The sequence below is a fragment of the Pontivivens ytuae genome (assembly GCF_015679265.1).
In the GTDB taxonomy this organism is placed as follows: domain Bacteria; phylum Pseudomonadota; class Alphaproteobacteria; order Rhodobacterales; family Rhodobacteraceae; genus Pontivivens; species Pontivivens ytuae.
The window spans coordinates 2,871,422-2,890,545 of the sequence record NZ_CP064942.1 but is presented as its reverse complement, the minus strand read 5'-3'; the positions used below and the strand labels follow the sequence as shown (position 1 = coordinate 2,890,545).

The following is a 19,124-nucleotide window of genomic DNA, read 5'->3' as shown; positions in this document are numbered from 1 at the left end:
ATGCTCGCCCGGCTGACGGGGCTTTGGGGTGTGATCCTGACCCGCCTCACGGCGGGACTGTGGACCCGGCGGCTGACCCGCGCCGAGGGGGTCGAGGCGAAGGTGCTGCGCCGTTGGCGGGCGCAGTCGAGGCGGTTGTTGCGGCTGACCCGGACGCTCGATGAACTGGCGACGCGGCGGCTGAACGGGCCGGTCAGCACCTCGGCGGTGATCGAGGTGCCGCCGGACGCGACGATGGTGTTCCGCCCGGCCCTGCTCGCCACCGCGCAGGAGCCCGCGGGCCATGCGGGACCGGCGAGCAATACGGCGGTGGCCCCGGGCGTCACGCTTTTCCACGACATGCCGCGGGCCGATGCGCTGATCCGCCAGCGGCCGGGTCCGGACGGGCGGCATGCCTGCGAGATCGAGCTCTGGGGTGGCGGCGGCAGCTTCCTGTCCCTCGCGCTCGCCTTGCCGGAGGCGGAGGCGCAGGCGACCCGGCGGGAGGACCTGATCCGCCTCGCCTACGATATCGGGGCCGAGCACCCGACCGAGATCTTCGCCCGCCTCAACCTCAGCCACGGTCCCAACGTGGAGGAGGTCGTGCGGCAGGTGGACCTGCGGGCAGGCACCAACTGGCTGGAATTCGACGTCTTCTACACCGACTTCGAGCCAGAGCGGGTCAACGAGATCTGGATCGACCTCATGTTCGATCCCAGGACCGCCAACCGGATCACGCTGCGGGACATCCTGATCCTGCGGCGGCCGCGGCTGTCGCTCTAGGAGGGGACCATGGACGAGCATCGGGACCGGTTGTGGATCGAGGCGGGCGTGGTGCGCGGGCGCCTGAAATCGGGCGGCTTCATCCCGCTGGAGCTGGTGCTCGCCGGCTTCGTTATCGCCCGGCCCGTGCCACGGCAGGTGGAGGGCACGCCGAGCCTCGTGGAGATCAGCCATCCCCTGCCCGCGGCCGCGATGAACCAGGGCCTGTCGATCCTGATGATCCGGCGCGAGGGGGAGGAGACGCCGCTCGCCCACCTGCCGATCCTGATCGGCGAGGATCTGACCGAGACCCTCGCGGGCGAGGTGGCGCTGCTGCGGGCGGAGCTCGACATGGTCAAGACCATCCTGCGCGAGCGCCTGCGCCGCGGGGCGTGAGGCTGGACCGGGCGGCGGCCGCGCCTAGCTGAGCGGCGCATGAAGGCGACCGATCTCCTCGAAGTGCGCGACGCCGGGCTCTACTGCCCGCCTGGCGGGTTCTGGATCGACCCGGTGCAGCCGGTGGACCGGGCGCTCGTGACCCACGGGCACGGCGACCACTGCCGTCCGGGATCGGCGCATCTGATGGCGACGGCGGAGACGATTGCGATAGCCCAGACCCGCTACGGCGCCGATGCCTTTGCCGCGACGCAGGTGGCCGAGCCCGGCGAGGTCATGCGGATCGGCGATGTGGACGTGCATTTCGCGCCGGCAGGCCATGTGCTCGGCTCCGCCCAGATCGTGGTGGAGGCGGGCGGCGCGCGGGCCGTCGTCTCCGGCGATTACAAGCGGGCGGCGGATCCGACCTGCGCGGGGTTCGAGCCGGTGGCCTGCGATCTCTTCGTCACCGAGGCGACGTTCGGCCTGCCGGTGTTCCGCCACCCGCCGGTGCAGGACGAGCTCGACAAGCTCTTCGCCTCCATCGCCGCCTTTCCGGAGCGGTGCCACGTGCTGGGCGTCTACGCGCTCGGCAAGGCGCAGCGGATCATGGCGGAGCTGAGGGCGCGCGGCTACGACCGGCCGGTGTGGATCCACGGGGCGCTGAGCAAGCTGACGGAGCTCTATGGCGAGTTGGGCGTCGATCTCGGCCCCGTGCGGCAGGTGATGGCGGCGGACAAGGCGGAGCTGGCGGGCGAGATCGTGCTGGCGCCGCCGAGTGCGATCCAGGACCGCTGGGCACGGCGGCTGCCCGACGCCCTGCCCGTCGGCGTCTCGGGCTGGATGCAGGTGCGCGCACGGGCGCGGCAGCGGCGGGTGGAGCTGCCGCTGATCGTGTCGGACCACTGCGACTGGGACGCGCTCTGCGCCACCATCCGCGAGGTGGGGGCCGAGACGGTGTGGGTGACCCACGGCGCCGAGGAAGCGCTGGTCCACTGGTGCCGCGAACAGGGGCTGGAGGCCGATCCCCTGGCCATCGCGGGCCGCGGCGACGAGGACTGACCTGCCACCCGAACCCGGTCTGCTGAAAATTTGATCCCGATGCCCGAAAACGTGGCGATCTTTCAGGCTTGTGACGCGGAACGGGGCAGATCGGCCATTGGGGGCTTGGTGTTGCCCGTCCTCCGTCCCTAGAGTGATGGGGATACAACAGGGAGACTACCATGCTTCGCAAACTGTGCACGCTCGCGGCGCTCAGCCTCGCGGCGCCTGCGGCCTTTGCCCAGACCGAGATGCCCTTCGCGCTCGACTGGAAGTTCGAGGGACCGGCCGCCCCCTACACCGTCGCCATCGACGAGGGCTTCTTCGAGGCGCAAGGCCTCGAGGTCACGATCGAGGAGGGTGCGGGCTCGCTCGCGGCCATTCCGAAGGTCGCGACGGGCGCGTTCCCGGTCGGGTTCGCCGACATCAACTCGCTGATGCGGTTCCTCGACCAGAACCCCGGCGCGCCGGTGACGGCAGTTATGATGGTCTACGACAAGCCCCCCTTCGCCGTCGTGGGCCGCGTGAGCCAGGGCGTGTCGGCCCCCGCCGACCTGCAGGGCCGCGTGCTGGGCGCACCGCCACCCGATGGGGCCTGGGCGCAGTTCCCGATTTTTGCCGCCGAGAACGAGCTCGATGTCGCCACGATCACGGTGGAGCCCGTGGGCTTCCCGACGCGCGAGCCGATGCTGGCGCAGGGCGAGGTGGACGCTGTGACGGGCTTTTCCTTCTCCTCCACGCTCAACCTGATCCGGCTCGGCGTGCCGGAGGAGGACATCTCCGTCATCCTGATGGCCGATCACGGCGTCGACCTCTACGGCAACGCGATCATCGTGAACACGGACTTCGCCGAGGCGAACCCGGAGGCCGTGACCGGCTTCTTGACCGCCGTCGCACAAGGCTGGCAGAGCGCGATCGACAACCCCGAGGCCGCGATCACCTCGCTCCTGGAGCGCAACCCGGCCGCCGATGCGGGGCTGGAGCAGCGTCGCCTGCAGCTCGCCATCGATGCGAACGTGATGACCGACTACGTGCGGGAAAACGGGATGGGCGGCATCGACGCCGACCGCTTCGCCGCCGCCATCGAGCAGACGCGGACGGTCTACGAGTTCCAGAACGAGCCGGACGCCGCCGTCATCTTCGACGCGAGCTACCTGCCCGAGGGCGACGTCCTGTCGCTCGAATGACAATGCGGGCGCCGGGCCGGTCCCGGCGCCCCTGCCAAGGCCCTATCCCATGTCCCTTCTCGATATTCGCAATGTCCGCCACGCCTACCGCACCAAGGCGGGGCCGCTGCCGGTGCTCCACGGGCTCGACCTCTCGGTGCCCGAGGGCGAGTTCTGCGCGGTGGTCGGCCCCTCGGGCTGCGGTAAATCCACGCTGACGCGGCTGGTCGCGGGGCTGATGCGGCCCGATGAGGGCGAGGTCTGGCTGCACGGCTCGAAGGTCACGAGCCCGCGCAAGACGGTGGGCATGGCCTTCCAGAACCCGGTGCTGCTGGAATGGCGCACCATCCTCGACAACGTGATCCTGCCGCTGGAGATCGTGGCGGGCTCGATGCCCCGGCGCGAGCGAGTGGCGCGGGCGGAGGAGCTGCTCGCCATGGTCGGGCTGGAGGGGTTCGAGGGCAAGCGCCCGTCGGAGCTGTCGGGCGGGATGCGCCAGCGTGCTTCCCTGTGTCGGGCCATCGTGCACAAACCGGACGTGCTGATCATGGACGAACCCTTCGGCGCGCTCGACGCCTTCACCCGCGAGGATCTGTGGCAGACGATGCGATCGTTGCGGGCGGCGGAGCCCTTCACCGCATTGCTCATTACCCATGATTTGCGGGAGAGCGTGTTCCTCGGCGATCAGGTTGTGGTGCTGTCGGGGCGGCCCGCGCGGACGCAGCATGTGATGCGGGTGGACCTGCCCGCCGACCGGACGCTCGACGTGCTCTACACGCCCGAGGTCGGCGACATGCTCCACACCCTGCGCGACGAGATCAAGATCGCGCAGGGCCGCGTGGTGGAGGACGCGTGATGGAGCGGTTGCAACAGGTTCTCGTCCCCGTCGCGGCGCTGGTGGTCTTCGCCCTGCTCTGGGAGCTTCTGGTCTGGGCCAATGGCTGGCCGGACTACGTGATGGCCTCGCCCAGCGACCTGCCGGCGGCGTATTCGCGGTTCTGGTCGCTCTTCGTCTCCGGCGCTTGGGAGACATTGTGGCGCACGGTACTGGGGCTTTTTATCGCGGTCGTGGCGGGGCTGGCGCTCGGCATGATCATGGGGTTCTCGCGGATCGCGCGGGATGCGCTCTATCCCCTGCTGGTGGGGTTCAACGCGATCCCGAAGGCGACGCTGGTGCCTGTGCTGGCGCTGCTCTTCATCGGGCAGCACGACTTCAACACGGTGATGATGGCGTTCCTGATCTCCTTCTTCCCCATCGCGGTGTCGGTGGCGGTGGGGCTGTCGACGCTGGAGCCGGAGTATCGCGACATCCTGCGGGCGCTGGGGGCGTCGCGGGTGACGATCTTCTGGAAGATCGCGCTGCCGAAGACCCTGCCGGAGTTCTTTGGCGCTTTGAAAGTCTCCGTGACGCTCGCTTTCATCGGGACCAACCTGGTGGAGATCGTGTCGCCGCACGGGCGCGGGCTGGGGGCGCTGTTCCTGTCGGGGCAGACGAACTCGAACTACCCGCTGATGTTCGCGGTGCTGATCGCGCTGGCAATTCTGGGCATCGCGCTGTTCTACGCGGTGGTGGCGCTGGAGCGGATCTTCGCGGGCTGGGCGGAGCGGCAGACGGGTTAGATCTGGAGACCAGTCGCGCGATTGCCAGACCGCGGGATGGCGATCCGGCGATGGAACGGGGCGCTTTATGGCGGCCAAATCCGAGTGACGTTCGAGTGGCGCGCCCGCATCGGCCAATCGCCAGACCGGTGGGGCGGTCTGGCGATCGCGCGGCGGCCTTTGGCCTTGATTCCGCGCGGAGGCACTTCGCCCGACGGGAGCGATCCGTCGCATGGGGTGCGCCACTTATCCCTCGCCGCAAACCCTTGCGGGCGGTAGCAAGGAGGGAGAGCCCACACGCCTTCGGGACAGGAGTGCTGCCATGCCTCGCGATACCCCCCTTCCGCCGCCGGTCCTGCCATTGTCGCCCTATCCGGATGTGGAGGAGGTGCTGAGCGGCCTCATCGCGGAGGCCGGCCTCTCGGACACCGATCGCGCCGCCATCGCCGCCCGCGCCACCGATCTCGTCGAGGCGATCCGGGCGGAGACGCAGCCAGGGCTGATGGAGGTCTTCCTCGCCGAATACGGCCTCTCCACCGACGAGGGCATCGCGCTGATGTGCCTCGCCGAGGCGCTGCTGCGCGTGCCCGACGCCGCGACCATGGACGAGCTGATCGAGGACAAGATCGCGCCCGGCCGCTGGTCGGAGCATCTGGGGCAATCCTCCTCACCACTCGTCAACGCGTCGACCTGGGCGCTGATGTTCACGGGGCGGGTACTCGACGACGACGACACCAAGCCGCTCGCCGCGCTGCGCGGGGCGATCAAGCGCCTGGGTGAGCCGGTCATCCGCCGCGCCACCCTGCAGGCGATGCGCGAGATGGGCCGGCAATTCGTGCTGGGCGAGGATATCGAGGATGCGCTGAAGCGCGCGACCAGGATGCAGGAGCAGGGCTACACCTACTCCTACGACATGCTGGGGGAGGCCGCCCTGACAGAGGCCGACGCGCAGCGTTATCATGACGCCTATGCCCACGCGATCCGCACCATGGCGCGCGCGGCGAACCATACGGAGATCGACCGCAATCCGGGGATCTCGGTCAAGCTCTCCGCCCTCCACCCCCGCTACGAGATGCGGCAGCGCGAGCGGGTGCTGGAGGAGCTGACGCCGCGCCTCGCCGAGCTCGCGCTGCTCGCCGCCGAGAAGGGGATCGGTCTCAACGTCGATGCGGAGGAGCAGGACCGGCTCACCCTGTCGCTCGAGATCATCGAGCGGGTGCTGGAGGATCCGCGGCTGAAGGACTGGGCGGGCTTCGGCGTCGTGGCGCAGGCCTATGGCCCCCGTGCCGGTGCGGTGATCGACTGGCTGGAGACGACGGCCGAACGGCTCGACCGCAAGCTGATGGTGCGCCTCGTCAAGGGCGCCTACTGGGATACGGAGATCAAGCGCGCGCAGCAGGAGGGGCTCGCGAGCTTCCCGGTCTTCGCCCGCAAGCCCGCGACGGATGTGAGCTACATCGCCTGCGCGCGGCGGCTTTTGAAGGCGGAGCGGATCTATCCGCAGTTCGGCACGCACAACGCGCATACGGTGGCCGCGGTGCTGCATATGGCCGAGCAGATGGGGATCGGCGCGGATGCCTATGAGTTCCAGAAGCTGCACGGCATGGGCGGCGCGCTCTACGACATCGTGATGGAGCATTTCGGCATCCGCTGCCGGATCTACGCGCCGGTGGGCAAGCATCGCGACCTGCTCGCCTATCTCGTGCGGCGGCTGTTGGAGAACGGAGCGAACTCCTCCTTCGTCAACCAGATCGTGGATGAGGATGTCCCGGCGGAGAAGGTCGGCGCCGATCCGTTTGCGGCGATCGGGCATGATCCGGTCGTGGCGCCCGGTACGGAGCTGTGGCAGCCGGAGCGGGCGAATGCGCGGGGCTGGGACCTCGCCGCACCCGAGCATCTGGCGGAGATCGAGGCGGCGCGGGCCCCCTTCCGCACGACGCGGTTCGAGGGTGGGCCGCTGCTGGCCGGGGAGGCGGCGCCTGAGCCTGCGCACAAGGTGCTGAGCCCATCGGACCCGGCGGATCTGGTCGGGCACGCGCGTTTCGCTTCGACCGCCGACGTGGAGACGGCCTTTGCCGCCGCACAGCCCTGGGCCGTGGCGGTGGAGGAGCGGGCGCGGGTCCTGAATGCCGTCGCCGATGCCTACGAGGCCGAGTTCGGGCGCATCTTCGCCCTGCTCGCCCGCGAGGCCGGGAAGACGCCCGACGACAGTGTGGCCGAGATCCGGGAGGCGGTGGATTTCCTGCGGTACTACGCGGCGCAGAAGGTGGACGCGCCGCCACTCGGCCGGGTCGTCTGCATCTCGCCCTGGAACTTCCCGCTCGCGATCTTCACCGGGCAGATCGCGGCGGCGCTGATGGCGGGCAATGCGGTGCTCGCGAAACCCGCGCCGCAGACCACGTTGATCGCAGCACTCGCGGTGAACCTGATGCACGAGGTCGGCGTGCCGCGCAGCGCGCTGCAACTGCTGCCCGGTGCAGGCGAGGTCGGGGCGGCGCTGACCTCGGATGCGCGGGTGGACGGCGTCGCCTTCACAGGCTCCCACCCTACGGCGAAGCGGATCCAGGCGGCGCTGGCGGAGCATGCCGCCCCCGGCACGCCGCTGATCGCGGAGACCGGGGGGCTCAACGCGATGATCGTGGATTCCACCGCACTGCCGGAGCAGGCGGTGAAGGATGTGGTCGAGTCGGCCTTCCAGTCGGCGGGGCAGCGCTGCTCGGCGTGCCGGTGCCTCTACGTGCAGACCGACATCTACGAGAGCTTTCTGGAGATGCTGAAGGGCGCGATGGATGCGTTTCGGGTCGGCGATCCGTGGTTCCTGGATGCGGATTCCGGGCCGCTGATCGACGCGGCGGCGCATGAGCAGATCGCTGGCTATGTCGAGGGGAAGCGGGCGGAGGGCAAGCTGCTCCACCAGATCGCGGCGCCGGAGGGCGGGCACTTCCTCGCGCCCTCGCTGATCGCGGTGGACGGGATCGGGGAGATCGAGCGGGAGGTGTTCGGCCCGGTCCTCCACGTCGCTCGCTACCGCGCCGCCGATCTGGAGAAGGTGATCGGGGCAATCAACGCGACGGGCTACGGGCTGACCTTCGGGCTGCATACACGGATCGACGATCGGGTGGAGTTCGTGACGGAGCGGGTCCATGCGGGCAACGTCTACGTCAACCGCAACCAGATCGGTGCCATCGTCGGCTCCCAGCCCTTCGGCGGCGAGGGGCTGTCGGGGACGGGGCCGAAGGCGGGCGGTCCGCACTACCTGCCGCGGTTCTGCCAGCCGGTGGAGCCTGCCCTGCCCGCGAGCCCCGTGGACCTGCCCGGCCCGACCGGCGAGGCGAACCGGCTGCGGCTGGTGCCGCGCCCGCCGCTGCTCTGCCTCGGCCCGAGCGTGGACGACCGGGCCGAGCAGGTGCGACAGGTGGAGCGGCTGGGCGGCGTCGCGCTCCCGATGGACGAGCTGCGGGACCTCACAACGGTGGAGCCCTTCGGTGCCGCGATCTGGTGGGGTGATGCAGAGACAGCGCGGACGCTCGCCCGTCAGCTCGCGGAGCGCGACGGCCCAATCCTACGCCTCGTGACCGGAGCGGTGGCCGTGGCCGACGCGCTGCATGAACGGCATCTGTGCATCGACACGACCGCGTCGGGCGGCAACGCGCAGCTTCTCGCACAGGCCGCGACGGACGATCCGGCGGGCTGACACCGCGGTTTCCACGTTGATCCGCGTCAATCCGGGCGTCTCGCGATCCGTTAGCCTCTCTCCATGGCCCTGCCGATCGCCGGGCGGGCCCGGAGAGACGCCATGGATCCGACACGCACGCTCGTCCTCTACTATTCGCGCAGCGGGTATACCCGGCGCGCTGCGCAGGATCTCGCCCGCCATCTCGAAGGGGCGACGGCCGAGTTCAGGACGCGGCGCTACGGCTTTCCGGCGCTCGGCGTGCTGCGCGCGCTGTTCGACGTCGTCATCAAGGCCTCGCCGGAGCCACAGGCGCCCCTTCCCGACCTGCGCAATGCGGGCCTCGTGGTGCTCGCGGGGCCGGTCTGGGCGGGAAAGCCCGCGGCCCCGCTGCGCCGGATGCTGGGTCTGGGCTCGGTTCTACCGGCGGATGTCGGGCTGCTCCTGACCTCCGGCGAGCCGTCGGAGCCCAAGAACACCTACGCCGCCTGCGAGGCGCTGCTTGGCCGGCCGTTCGCGGCCACTGCGTTCATTGGCAACAAGATCGACGGGACCGACGAGATGGGCGAGCGGCTCGCCGCCTTTGCCGCGCTGCTGCGCCAACGCTCCTCCGACGCCGCGGAATGAACGCGCCCCTCCCGCCCGACCGCACGCGCCCCGTCTTTCGCACGGAGGGCGTGACGAAGGTCTACGACACCGGCGAGGTGAAGGTGCACGCGCTGGCGGGCGTCGATCTGGAGCTCTATCCGGGCGAGCTAACGGTGCTGCTGGGCCCGTCGGGCAGCGGGAAATCCACGCTGCTCAACATCCTGGGCGGGCTCGACCATGTGACGGACGGGCGGGTCTGGTTCCGGGAGCGGGAACTGACGGCGCTCAACGACCGGGGGCTGACGCGGTTCCGGCGCGACCATGTCGGCTTCGTCTTCCAGTTCTACAACCTCGTCCCGTCGCTGACGGCGCGGGAGAACGTGCAGCTCGTCACCGACGTGGCCCCCGACCCGATGGACCCGGCGGAGGCGCTGGGGCTGGTGGGCCTCGGCCCGCGGATGGATCACTTCCCGGCACAGCTTTCGGGCGGGGAGCAGCAGCGCGTCGCCATCGCGCGGGCGATCGCGAAACGGCCGGAGGTGATGCTCTGCGATGAGCCCACGGGCGCGCTCGACAGCAGGACCGGTGTGCAGGTGCTCGAGGCGCTGCGCGACATCAACGACCGGTTCGGCACCACGACGGTGGTCATCACCCATAATGCGGAGATCCGGAGGATGGCGCATCGCGTCATCTGGTTCCAGGACGGCCGCATCAGCCGGATGGAGGTGAACGAGACCCGCCTCGCCCCGTCCGAGATCGCGTGGTGAGCCATGGACGCGCTCGACCGCAAGCTGTTGCGCGATTTCGCCCGGCTCTGGATGCAGGCGCTGGCCATCGCGCTCGTGATGGCGGGTGGGGTGGCAGTGCTGCTGATGTCCTTCGGCATGTCGCGCGCGCTCGACGAGACGCGGGCGGCCTACTATGAGCGCAACCGCTTCGCCGACGTGTTCGCCGATGCCACCCGCGCGCCGACATCACTGCTGGCGGAGATCCGGGGGATCGAGGGGGTGGCGAGTGCCGAGGGGCGGGTCACGGCGCTCGCCACGCTCGATATCGAGGGGAAGACCGAGGCCACCATCGCCTATCTCGCCTCGCTGCCCGAGAGCGGCCCGCCGCAACTCAACGTGCCGATGCTGCGCTCGGGGTCGTGGCCCGACCGGCATGATACCGACCGGGTGGTGATCAACGAGCCCTTCGCGCTCGCCAACGATCTGCGGATCGGGGACCGTTTCCACGCCAATCTCAATGGGGCCCGGCGGGCGCTGACGGTGACGGGCACGGCACTTTCGCCGGAGTTCATCTACACGATCGGCCCCGGCGCTCTGGTGCCCGATGACGAGAATTTCGGGATCGTCTGGATGCCGGAGCGGGCGCTGGCCGCCGCCTTCGACCGGACAGGCGCGTTCAACAACCTCGCGGTGAAGATCCGTCCGGGCTTCGACGCGGAGCCGGTGATGGATGCGGTCGATGCGCTGCTGGCGCCCTATGGCGGGCTCGGCGCCTTCGACCGGGCGGACCAGCCGTCCAACGCCTATATCGACAGCGAGATCGAGCAGTTGAGGACGCTCTCCTACATCCTGCCGCCGATCTTCCTGGGCATCACCGTCTTCCTCGTCAGCATGGTGATCGGGCGGATCGTGACGCTGGAGCGCAGCGAGATCGGCCTGCTGAAAGCGCTCGGCTATTCGAGCGCGACGGTCTGCCTGCATTACCTGCTGCTGGCCGGGATGGTGGCGGTGGTGGGCGTCGGCCTCGGCTGGGCGGTGGGAAGCTGGCTGAGCTTCGGGCTGGCGCAGATCTATGCCGAGTTCCTGAACTTCCCCTACCTGATCTACAGCGTCTCGTGGAACAGCTACATCCTCTCGGCGCTGCTGGGCTTCGCCGCGGCGGCGGTGGGGGCGGTGCGTGCGGCACTCAGGGCCGCGGCGCTGTCACCCGCGGTGGCCATGTCGCCGCCTGCGCCGACGCGCTTCCACCGGAACTGGCTGGACCGGGCGATCGCGGCACTGCGCTTCGGCCAGCCGACGATGATGATCCTGCGCAGCCTGATCCGCTGGCCGGTGCGCGCGGCGCTGAGCGCGCTCGGCATGGCGCTCGCGGTGTCGGTGCTGGTCGCCTCCAACTTCTTTCCGGATTCCATCGACCTCATCATCGACACGGCGTTCTACCAGTCGAACCGGCAGCACGCGATGCTCACCTTCGAGGACGAGATGCCCGACAGCGCGTTGCAGGAGGTGCGCGCCCTGCCCGGCGTGCTGCAGGCGGAGGGGCAGCAGTTCCACACCGCCATCTTCCGCAATGCCCATCACGAGAAGCGGGTGGTGGTCGAGGCGCGGCCGCCCGGAACCGATCTGAGCCGGATCGTCGACGCATCCGGCCGGGTGGTCGATGCCCCGCCCGGCGGCGTGATGCTGTCCGCCCGGCTGGCCCGGCAGCTCGACATCGCTGTGGGCGACGTGGTCGAGGCGGAGTTCATGAGCGGCAAGCGCGGCACCTACACGCTGCCCGTCACCGGCTTCGTCACGCAGTTCTTCGGGCTGGGCGCCTACATGGACGAGGCGACGCTGAACGCGATGTTCCAGCAGGCGCCGCAGGTCTCGGTCATCAACATCACCTTCGACACGGCGGAGGAGGACGCGCTGCATGCGAGCCTCCGCGAGCTGCCGAACCTCAGCGGCACGATCATGATGGTGGAGAACCGCCGCAGCTTCGAGGAGACGATCGGGGAGAACATCCTGATCGTCACCACGATCTACGCGATGCTGGGCATCCTGATCACCGTGGGCGTCGCCTACAACGGTGCCCGCATCCAGCTGTCGGAGCGGGCGCGGGAGCTGGCGAGCCTGCGCATCCTGGGCTTCACGCGCGGCGAGGTCTCCTACGTGCTGGTGGGTGAGACCATGCTGCTCGCCCTGATCGCGCAGCCCTTCGGCTGGTGGATCGGATGGCGCGTGGCGAAGCTGATGACGGACAGCTTCGCCAGCGACCTCTACACCATCCCGCTGGTCATCGAGCCCGCCACCTATGCCAATGCGAGCCTCATCGTGCTGAGCGCGGCGCTGCTCTCGGTGCTCGTGGTGCGGCGGCGGCTCGACACGCTCAACCTGGTGTCCGTCATGAAAACGAGGGAGTAGGCCCATGCCGCAGCTTCGGCGCAACATCCTTCTCGGCCTGATCGGGGTCGCCGTCGCGGGCGGGCTCGGCTACGTGGCGTTCCGGCCCGAGCCGGTGCCGGTCGACCTGCACACGATCGAGGTCGGAACGCTGACCGTCACCGTCGACGTGGATGGGGAGACGCGGGTGCGCGACGTGTTCGAGGTCGCGGCCCCCATCACCGGCGTCGCGCTGCGCTCCCCCGTCGAGGTGGGCGACCGGGTCACGGAGGGGCAGACGGTGGTCGCGCGGGTCGAGCCGGTGGCGCCGACGCTGCTCGACGCCCGCACGCGGCTGCAGGCCGAGGCGGAGGTGCGGGAGGCGCAGGCGGCCCTGCATGTGGCACGTACGGACCTCACCCGCGCGAACGAGGATGAGGTGCACGCCCGCTCCCAGTTCAACCGAGATGCGGAGCTGGTGGATCGCGGCGTGCTCTCGCTCACCCGGCTGGAGGACGCGCACCAGCGCCTCGCCGTCGCGGTGGCCGCCGTGGAGGCGGCGCAGGCCCGGATCGACCAGGCGCGCAGCACGCTGGAGCGGGCGGAGGCGGCGCTGATCGAGCCCGGCGGCACCGGTGCTGCGGGCGGGACCTGCTGCACCGAGATCGCGGCCCCGGCCACCGGCGCGGTGCTGGAGATCGACACGATCAGCGAGCGGCCCGTGCTCGCCGGCGCACGGCTGTTGTCCATCGGTGATCCGGCGGAGCTGGAGATCGTGGCGGACCTCTTGTCGAACGACGCGGTGCGCCTGCCCGACCAGGCCCGCGCCACGGTCGAGCGCTGGGGCGGGCCGCCGTTGGAGGCGGTGCTGCGCCATGTGGAGCCCGCAGCCTACACCAAGGTCTCCGCCCTCGGGATCGACGAGCAGCGGGTGGACACGATCTTCGACCTCGTCTCGTCGCCGGAGGAGCGGCCCGCGCTCGGCCACGGCTTCGCGGTCTTCCTGCGCATCGTGGAATACGAGGAGCCCGACGTGCCTCTGGTCCCGCTCAGCGCCGCGTTCCGCAGCGGCGACGGCTGGGCGGTGTTCCGCGCGCAGGGCGACGTGGTGGAGCGGGTTCCGGTGGAGCTCGGCCGCCGCGACGGACGCTCCGCCGTCGTGCTCTCCGGGCTCGAAGCGGGCGACCGGGTCGTGGTGCACCCCAGCGACGCGCTGGAGGACGGCGCGATCATCGTCGAACGGACAACCTTCTGAGGTCATGAGGCGGATCCCATGAAACACTCTCCCCTTCCCCGGCCCGAGGCGCAGATCGACATCGACAGCGTGTTTCACGCCGGGATCGGACGGCTGACCGGCGGGCTGTCGCCCGCGGCGCTGACCAGTGCCGGGCTCGACTGGTGGATGCATCTCGCAGGTTCCCCCCGCAAACAGGCGGAGCTCGCCCAGCGCGCCTGGTCCGGCGCGTTCGAGGCGTGGATGACACCGCTGCGCTGCGCACTCGATGGCGGCGAGGGCCGACTCTGCAAGCGGGCGGCGGCCGACAAGCGGTTCCGCCAGGAGGAGTGGGAGAGCTATCCCTTCAACCTCTTCAGCCACTGGTTCCTGATCCAGCAGGACTGGTGGCAGGCCGCGACCAGCGGCATCGAGGGGATCGAGCCCGCCCATGCGCGGATGGTGGAGTTCATGGCCCGCCAGACCCTCGACATGATGGCGCCGTCGAACTTCATCGCGACGAACCCCACGGTGCTCGCCCGGATTCAGGAGGAGCGCGGCGCGAACCTCGCGCGGGGCTTTCAGAACTGGCTTGAGGACCTGCACCAGCTTCTGGGGACCGACACGCCCGAACCCTCCGACTACCGCGTGGGGGAGAACGTGGCGGTCACGCCGGGGGAGGTCGTCTTCCGCAACCGGCTGATCGAGCTGATCCGCTATCGCCCGACGACGAAGACGGTGCGGCCCGAGCCGATCCTGGTCGTCCCGGCCTGGATCATGAAGTACTACATCCTCGATCTCTCGCCCCACAACTCGCTGGTGCGCTACCTGCGCGATCAGGGCTTCGAGGTCTACATGATCTCCTGGAAGAACCCCGAGAAGAGCGACGCGGATCTGGGCTTCAACGACTACTACGACCTGGGGCTGGGGGCCGCGCTCGACGTGATCGCGCCGCAGCAGACCGACCGGGTGCATGCGGTGGGCTACTGCCTCGGCGGCACGATGCTCGCCACCGGGGCGGCGGCGATGGCGCGGGACGGGGACGCGCGGCTGGCGACGCTCTCGATGCTCGCGGCCCAGGTGGATTTCACGGAGGCCGGGGAGCTCTCGCTTTTCATCAGCGAGAGCCAGGTGACGTTCCTGGAGGACATCATGGCGATGCAGGGCTATCTGCGCGCCGACCAGATGGCCGGGACCTTCCAGATGCTCCGTTCCAACGATCTGATCTGGAGCCGGGTGATCCGCCACTACCTGCTGGGCGAGCGCACGGCGATGAACGACCTGATGGCGTGGAACGCGGATACGACGCGGATGCCCGCGCGCATGCATTCGGAGTACCTGCGCCAGTTCTTCCTGGAGAACCGGCTGGCGCGCGGGCAGTTCGAGGTGGCAGGCCGCGCGGTGGCCCTCACCGATATCACGGCGCCGATCTTCTGCCTTGCGACGGAGAAGGATCACGTCTCGCCCTGGCGGTCGGTCTACAAGATCGGGCTGCTGACGGACACGGACGTCACCTTCTGTCTGACCGCGGGCGGTCACAACGGCGGTGTTCTGTCGGAGCCGGGACATCCGCGCCGTCACCACCGGATCGAGGACCGCGCCCAGCGCTCGGACCATGTCGGGCCGGAGGAGTGGCTCGCCGATACGCCCCGTCGTGATGGCTCGTGGTGGCCCGCCTGGATCCCGTGGCTGGAGGCGCGCAGCGGCTCCCCCGTCCGGCCCGAGGCCGGAGGTCGGGGCCATGCGCTGGGGCCGGCCCCCGGAAGCTACGTCTTCGCCTGAGGGGTGATCAGGCGTCGCGGCGATCAGGCATCGGGCCCCTTGCGCGCGGGGGCAAACAGCGTCTGGCTCATCTCCACCAGCTTGCCGGTCTCGGCGGTGTACTGGTCGATCGCCTTCTGCATGAATCGGGCCTGGATCTTCTGCAGGTCGCTCATGTTCTTGCAGTGCAGGATCTCGTGCTGCGTCTTCACATCCTCGCGGATGCGCTCGGCCATGAAGGAGACCACCTCGCTGCCGAGCTCGCTCATCGTCTCGGCCCAGGTGGTGCCCATGGCGGAGAAGTTGTCGAAGCCGAGCTTCTGCATCGTCGCGATGTCCTCGGCCGCGGTGCTCGTCGTGCCAGTTGCGGCGGCCTGGGCCTCCTCGGCCTTGGTGGATTGGGTCGTGCTTTTCATGGTCTCGGACCTCCCTTCGTCACGGTTCAATCCTGCACGCATGGTACACGGGCGGGATTGATTTGGCGCAAAGGGCTTGGGGCGGTGGCGGGTGCCGCAGGCTGGCGAGCGGTGCTAGGCCATTCCGAAGACGCGGGAAAACGCCATGCCGACCTGCCCGAGAAAATCGAGCCATTGCCAGTCGGCGTTTTCGGGGCGGGGATAGTCCTGGTAGCGGAAGCCCGCGAACATCAGGGCCAAGAGAGCGAGGCCCAGAGGCGTCCGGATCCGGTTGGGAAGGAACCAGGGTCTGTCGGGACCGAAAAACGTCCTGCTCTCCGACGCGCCGGTGAGCGGCAGCGCCAGCAGGCTGACGACGATGGCGAGGTCCGCCCAGATGGTCATGATGCTCCGTGCTTCTTCTTTGCCAGTAGCACACAGGGCTTTCGTGTCGGTTTTGCGACAGCGTTGCTGTTCGGACCTACCGAAGTGGCAGGAGTGCACCGCGTTAGTATGCAGATGATCGATGTTTCGACGAGATATCTTTTGATATTAGCGTCTTGGCTCAATGCGGCCGGTATCAAAGACACGTTGACTTTGGGGCTAGCCAACAGAGCGGCACATCAGGGGGCGTGATCTTCGCATGACAGTGGCCTACTTCCCACGCGGGCACATTGGGGAGCAGCATGGCCGCCAGGGCGCGCTGCCGTCCTCCGGATCCTCCGCTCAGAAGATCATGGTGCCGGAGCTCCCTTCGTCACGGATCAGTCCTGCACGCGTGGAGCACGGGCGGGATTGATCTGGCGCAAAGGACCTCGCCTGCCGCGGCGCTACTGAGGGGGCACGCATCGAGGATCGTGCCATGCCCAGCGCCGCGGAGACCTTCGTGCCCATGCCACAGGGCCTGACCGGCGAGGAGGTCGCGGCGCGGCGCGCGGAGGCCGGATGGAACGAGTTGCCCCGGCCGCCCCGCGACGGGCCGTTGCGCGTGCTCCTCCGGCAGTTCACGGGGCTCCTCGTTCTGATCCTGATCGCCGCCGCGGGGATCGCGCTGGCTCTGGGCGAAACCGTGGACGCGATCGCCATCGGGCTCGTTGTGGCACTGAACGGCATCCTCGGTTTCGTGCAGGAGTGGCGGGCGGAGAACGCGTTGGAGGCGCTGCGCTCGATGCTCTCGCCCAGCGTCCTCGTGATCCGGGATGGCGAGGAGCGGGTGATCCCGGCACGCGAGCTCGTGCCGGGCGATCTCGTGGTGCTCGCCGCCGGGGACCGGGTGCCAGCGGATGTGGAGCTGGTGGCCTCGACCGAGCTGCGCGCCGATGAAAGCGTACTGACAGGCGAGTCGCTGCCCGTCCACAAGACCGCAGGCGCGGCGGAGGACGCGGGCCGGCTTCTCGCGGGCACCGCCGTCGCGGCGGGTCGGGGCCAGGGCGTGGTGATCGCGATCGGGACGGAGACGGCCTTCGGCCGGATCGCGGAGCTGACGGGCTCGCTCGGGCGCAAGCGCACGCATCTGCAGGTGCAGCTCGCAAAACTCGCCCAGCAACTGGGCCTCGCCGCCCTGCTGATCGCGGCGGCGATCATCGCGCTTGGCGCCGCAGTCGGACGACCCCTGTTCGAGATGTTCATGACCGGGCTCTCGCTCGCCGTTGCGATGGTGCCGGAGGGGCTGCCGGCGGTCGTGACGATCACGCTGGCGCTCGGCGCCTCGGCCATGGCGCGGCGCAAGGCGCTGGCCCGGCGGCTGCAGGCGGCCGAGACGCTCGGCGCGGCCTCCGTCATCTGCACGGACAAGACCGGGACGCTGACCGAGAACAAGATGACGGCAACCCGGATCTGGACGCCTGCTGCGACCTATAAGGTCACGGGCACCGGCTACGACCCTGCCGGTCACATCGCGCGGGACGGCCAGGTCGTGCGGGCGGAGGGCGACCCGGCGCTGGCCGCGCTGCTGGACACGGCGCTGACCTGCACCCACGCCCACCTCAGACGCGCGGACGGCGCGTGGGAGATGATCGGCGCCCCGACGGAAGGCGCGCTCGTGACGCTCGCCTACAAGGGATGGGCGCCGCTGCCGGACCCGGACGCGCAGGTGGCGGAGACCCCCTTCTCCAGCGAGCGCAAGCGGATGAGCGTGCTGTCGCGGAGCGCGGACGGCCATGTGCTCCACGTGAAGGGGGCGCCGGAGGTGGTGCTGGAGCACTGCATAGACTTGCGGTCAGGCGCCGACGCCCAGCCGCTCACGGAGGCGACGCGCGCCGAGGTGCTGGACGCCTATCAGGCCATGGCCGCCGAGGGCCTGCGCGTCATCGCGCTCGCCGCCCGTGCGGCCGCGCCGGGGGATATGGACGAGAGCGGGCTGACCCTGCTCGGCCTAATCGGTCTCATAGACCCGCCGCGACCCGAGGTCCGGCAGGCGATCGCCGGGGCGCGCGCGGCCGGGATCCGCGTCATCGTGATCACCGGCGACAGTGCCGTAACCGCTGCAGCCATTGCCGCGGAGCTCGGCATGGAGCAGCCGCGCTGCGTCGAGGGGGCGGAGCTGGAAGCCATTTCCGACGCGGCGCTGGAGGAGATGCTGGAGGGTGACGTCCTCTTCGCCCGCACCCTGCCCGAGCACAAGATGCGCATCGTTGCCGCCCTGCAGGCGCGCGGTCAGATCGTGGCGATGACCGGAGACGGCGTAAACGACGCGCCGGCGCTGAAGCGCGCCGATATCGGCATCGCGATGGGCATCCGGGGCACCGACGTGTCGAAGGACGCCTCCGACCTCGTCCTGCTCGACGACAATTTCGCGACCATCGTCGCCGCCATCGCGGAGGGGCGGCGGCAATTCGATAACGTGGCGAAGTTTGTGCGCTATCTCCTCGCCTCGAATGCGGGGGAGGTCATCGCCATCGTGGTGAACCTGATCGTGGGCGGGCCGCTGATCTTCCTCGCCACGCAGATCCTGTGGATGAACCTCGTGACCGATGGCGTCACTGCGGTGGCGCTGGGGCTGGAGAAAGGGGAGCGCGGGCAGATGGAGCGCCCGCCACGGAAGCGCGATGCACCGATCCTGGGCCTTGGCGGGCTCGGGCTGATCGTCGCTTTCGGCTGCTACACCGCGGGGGCGAGCCTGTGGCTGTTCTACACGATGCTGCCGCTGGGCGAGGACATCGCGCGCACGGTGGCCTTCACCGGCATGGTCGTCTTCGAGAAGGTCAGTGTCTTCGCCTTCCGCTCGCTGAGGGAGCCGTGCTGGCGGATCGGCTGGTTCAGCAATCCCTTCCTCCTGCTTGCGCTCGGCGTGACGCTGGCGCTGCAGGTGCTGGCGATCACCTGGCCGCCGCTGCAACTGCTGCTGCACACGACGACGCCGCGGCTGGAGCATCTGGGGCTCGTCGCGCTGCTGGCCCTGCCGCTGATCATCGTGCCGGAGCTCATCAAGTCGCTGCGGCCGCGGCACCGCGCGGCGGAGGCGTGAGGCGGCGGCACCCC

General features: G+C 69.5%; 15 protein-coding genes. 13 read left to right on the top strand and 2 right to left on the bottom strand.

Translation table 11 applies throughout. The features are described 5' to 3' along the window. The 12 genes from I0K15_RS14200 (at position 1) to I0K15_RS14145 (ending at position 15,270) form a co-directional block, all read left to right on the top strand. Positions 1-762 (top strand): DUF6478 family protein, encoded by a 762-nt coding sequence (locus I0K15_RS14200; RefSeq protein WP_196102163.1) that lies wholly within the window; start codon positions 1-3, stop codon positions 760-762. Between the two features lie 9 nt (positions 763-771). Continuing rightward, entirely contained in the window at positions 772-1,137 is a 366-nt protein-coding gene (locus I0K15_RS14195) for a hypothetical protein (RefSeq protein WP_196102162.1), read from the top strand. Positions 1,138-1,176: 39 nt separating this feature from the next. After that, positions 1,177-2,178 (top strand): ligase-associated DNA damage response exonuclease, encoded by a 1,002-nt coding sequence (locus I0K15_RS14190; protein WP_196102161.1) that lies wholly within the window; start codon positions 1,177-1,179, stop codon positions 2,176-2,178. Positions 2,179-2,339: 161 nt separating this feature from the next. Next, complete coding sequence (locus I0K15_RS14185; protein WP_196102160.1) at positions 2,340-3,344, top strand: ABC transporter substrate-binding protein; 1,005 nt, start codon at positions 2,340-2,342, stop codon at positions 3,342-3,344. Between the two features lie 49 nt (positions 3,345-3,393). Further along, positions 3,394-4,179, top strand: a complete 786-nt coding sequence (locus I0K15_RS14180) for an ABC transporter ATP-binding protein (protein ID WP_196102159.1) — start codon at positions 3,394-3,396, stop codon at positions 4,177-4,179. Next, entirely contained in the window at positions 4,179-4,943 is a 765-nt protein-coding gene (locus I0K15_RS14175) for an ABC transporter permease (protein ID WP_196102158.1), read from the top strand. Before I0K15_RS14180 ends, I0K15_RS14175 begins: the two co-directional genes overlap by 1 nt. 301 nt (positions 4,944-5,244) lie before the next feature. Then, positions 5,245-8,616: a bifunctional proline dehydrogenase/L-glutamate gamma-semialdehyde dehydrogenase PutA gene (gene putA, locus I0K15_RS14170; RefSeq protein WP_196102157.1), complete on the top strand. Its 3,372-nt coding sequence runs from the start codon at positions 5,245-5,247 to the stop codon at positions 8,614-8,616. A gap of 102 nt (positions 8,617-8,718) precedes the next feature. Continuing rightward, on the top strand, positions 8,719-9,222 hold the full coding sequence (locus tag I0K15_RS14165) for a flavodoxin family protein (protein ID WP_196102156.1): 504 nt from the start codon (positions 8,719-8,721) through the stop codon (positions 9,220-9,222). Next, complete coding sequence (locus I0K15_RS14160; protein WP_196102155.1) at positions 9,219-9,950, top strand: ABC transporter ATP-binding protein; 732 nt, start codon at positions 9,219-9,221, stop codon at positions 9,948-9,950. The genes I0K15_RS14165 and I0K15_RS14160 overlap by 4 nt, the downstream gene beginning before the upstream one ends. 3 nt (positions 9,951-9,953) lie before the next feature. Further along, positions 9,954-12,317, top strand: a complete 2,364-nt coding sequence (locus I0K15_RS14155) for an ABC transporter permease (RefSeq protein ID WP_196102154.1) — start codon at positions 9,954-9,956, stop codon at positions 12,315-12,317. Between the two features lie 4 nt (positions 12,318-12,321). Beyond that, the gene (locus tag I0K15_RS14150) at positions 12,322-13,530 is read left to right on the top strand and encodes an efflux RND transporter periplasmic adaptor subunit (protein WP_196102153.1); all 1,209 of its coding nucleotides are present in this window, start codon (positions 12,322-12,324) and stop codon (positions 13,528-13,530) included. Between the two features lie 18 nt (positions 13,531-13,548). Continuing rightward, positions 13,549-15,270, top strand: a complete 1,722-nt coding sequence (locus I0K15_RS14145; RefSeq protein ID WP_196102152.1) for a PHA/PHB synthase family protein — start codon at positions 13,549-13,551, stop codon at positions 15,268-15,270. Between the two features lie 23 nt (positions 15,271-15,293). Here I0K15_RS14145 and I0K15_RS14140 read toward each other — a convergent pair whose 3' ends face one another. Both I0K15_RS14140 and I0K15_RS14135 read right to left on the bottom strand, forming a co-directional pair. Beyond that, a complete protein-coding gene (locus I0K15_RS14140; protein ID WP_196102151.1) occupies positions 15,294-15,665 on the bottom strand; it encodes a phasin family protein in 372 nt (123 codons plus the stop codon). 114 nt (positions 15,666-15,779) lie between these two features. Next, positions 15,780-16,049, bottom strand: coding sequence for a hypothetical protein (locus I0K15_RS14135; protein WP_196102150.1), 270 nt, complete (start codon positions 16,047-16,049; stop codon positions 15,780-15,782). A 457-nt stretch (positions 16,050-16,506) separates the two neighbouring features. Between I0K15_RS14135 and I0K15_RS14130 the strand changes: the two genes are divergently transcribed. Then, complete coding sequence (locus tag I0K15_RS14130; protein WP_196102149.1) at positions 16,507-19,110, top strand: cation-translocating P-type ATPase; 2,604 nt, start codon at positions 16,507-16,509, stop codon at positions 19,108-19,110. Positions 19,111-19,124: the final 14 nt, after the last annotated feature.